Annotated in this window: 1 protein-coding gene; it reads left to right on the forward strand. The window is 74.3% G+C overall.

What is annotated here, in order from left to right:
- Positions 1–241, forward strand: a 241-nt coding sequence (locus SB753_RS40770; protein ID WP_410805639.1) for an autotransporter outer membrane beta-barrel domain-containing protein, incomplete at both ends; no start/stop codon positions are given.

The following is a 241-nucleotide window of genomic DNA, read 5'->3' on the forward strand; positions in this document are numbered from 1 at the left end:
GTCCGGAGCGCGCGCCGGCGGTGTGGACGCGGGTGGTGCGCCGGCAGATCGACGGCCACGCCGGTTTCGACCAGCTCGACGTCGGCAGCGATACCTCGCTGCTGCAGGTGGGCGGTGAGCTGGCCACCTGGACGGCCGGCAACAGCCGCTTCCACTTCGGCGGCATGGCCGCGGCCGGGCGTGCCGACAGCAACGTCGCCTCCGCGCTGAGCGGCTATCGCGCCAAGGGCAAGGTGCGCGG

Origin of the sequence: Paraburkholderia sp. SIMBA_053 (genome assembly GCF_046534895.1) — a bacterium.
In the GTDB taxonomy this organism is placed as follows: domain Bacteria; phylum Pseudomonadota; class Gammaproteobacteria; order Burkholderiales; family Burkholderiaceae; genus Paraburkholderia; species Paraburkholderia caledonica.